The sequence below is a fragment of the Paraburkholderia sp. BL18I3N2 genome, from assembly GCF_003001875.1.
Taxonomy (GTDB): Bacteria; Pseudomonadota; Gammaproteobacteria; order Burkholderiales; family Burkholderiaceae; genus Paraburkholderia; species Paraburkholderia phytofirmans.
Genome location: NZ_PVNC01000064.1, coordinates 1 through 1,490 on the forward strand (window position 1 = coordinate 1; position 1,490 = coordinate 1,490).

1 protein-coding gene and 1 pseudogene are annotated in these 1,490 nt (G+C 64.8%); both read right to left on the minus strand.

Annotated elements, in window-relative coordinates; genetic code table 11:
• On the minus strand, positions 1-758 hold a 758-nt coding region (locus tag B0G75_RS39980; protein WP_106314955.1), incomplete at its 3' end, for an HlyD family secretion protein.
• Between the two features lie 12 nt (positions 759-770).
• Positions 771-1,490: pseudogene (locus B0G75_RS39985) on the minus strand (EmrB/QacA family drug resistance transporter); the annotation flags it as partial.

Consider the following 1,490-nt stretch of genomic DNA (forward strand, 5'->3'; position numbering starts at 1 on the left):
ACGATATAGGCGTGCGACAGCGGGACGAGCGCGAGCAGCGGCGCGCCGGTCGTCACGAATGCGCCGACGCGTGCCGAGCGCCGTCCGACCTTGCCATCGATGGGCGCGTGGATCTCCGTATACGACAGGTTGAGTTTCGCCTGCTCAAAGGCGGCTTCGGCATGCGCCAACGCGCCGGCCGCCTTGTCCCGTTGTGTCTTCAGAACGTCGAGGTTCTGCACGGTCGCCACCAGCGCGGCGCGGTTGCGCGCCTGCTGCGCGAGTTCCTCGGCTAGCGCGCTCGCCGCGTGCTGCTGCTCCTGTGTGGTTCCCGCACCGGTCTCCGAAAGATTGCGGTAGCGCGCGGCATTCGCACGTGCAAACTCGAGCGTCGCATCATCGGCGCGCAGCGTCGCACGCGCCTGATCGACGAGTGCGGGCTGCCGCGCGATCTCGGCCTCGTAGTTTGCAACCGATGCCCTGGCTGCCGCCACGTCCGCCTCAGCGCTCATCAACGCGGCGCGAAAGTCGCGGTCGTCGATGCGTACCAGCAGCTGCCCCGCCTTGACCTGCTGGTTATCTTCGACCAGCACCTCGGAAAGCTGACCCGCGACACGCGGCGCGACCAGCGTGAAATCGGCCGTCACATAGGCATCGTTCGTGGTCTCGCTGGTCGAGCCGGCAAACAGCCATATGCAGGCCAGCACAGCGACGCCGGGTATGACCGCAAACGCGGCAAGACGGATCGTTCTGGGAGGAAATCGGGTAGCGGATGACATGGATAGCGTCGCTTAACGGGAAGAGGGCTGCGTTGTGCTCCACGGCGGATAGACCCGCACGGGCAGCACCGGAATAACGAAAAGAAAGGCGAGGGCGACACCCGCCATCACGCGATAGAGATCGGCCGATGTGAGCACGACGGCCTGCTCGTGGATCCGGTGTGCGAGTTCGCCGAGGCCGTGAGCGGCGTCGAGGCTCTGGCTCGTGACCAGCGCGTTGTTGCCCAGGTGGTCCACCAGCATGCCCGAATGAAAATGCTCGCGCGCAGTGCCCAGACCTTCGATGAGGCCGGTTGCGGCGGCGCCGGTAAACGTCTTGAGCGTGTTGAACATGGCCGAGGCAAACGGGCCTTCTGTCGGCGGCAGGCCGGTCGTGACGCCCATCAGGATCCCCATGATGACCATCGGCTGCGCCAGGACCTGTAGCGACTGAAGCCAGTAGAAGTTCTCGCGAACCCAATCGGTGGTCACGAAACTGCCCAGAAAGCACGAGGTCGCCATCAGGCAAAGTCCAATCGCCATGACCCAGCGGTGGTCGACCTGGCGGAGATTGAGCAGTGCGGCGGTCGCCGGGAGCGCAATCAGAAGGGGAATGGCCACCAGCAGAAACAGCGGCGTGGTTTGCAGCGGCCTGTAGCCGTGAATCTGCGCGAGATATTGACTGGGTATGGCGGCGACACTCACCAGCAGCGTAACCGCGCCCACCAGGGTCAGCAGTCCATGCGCGAAGTT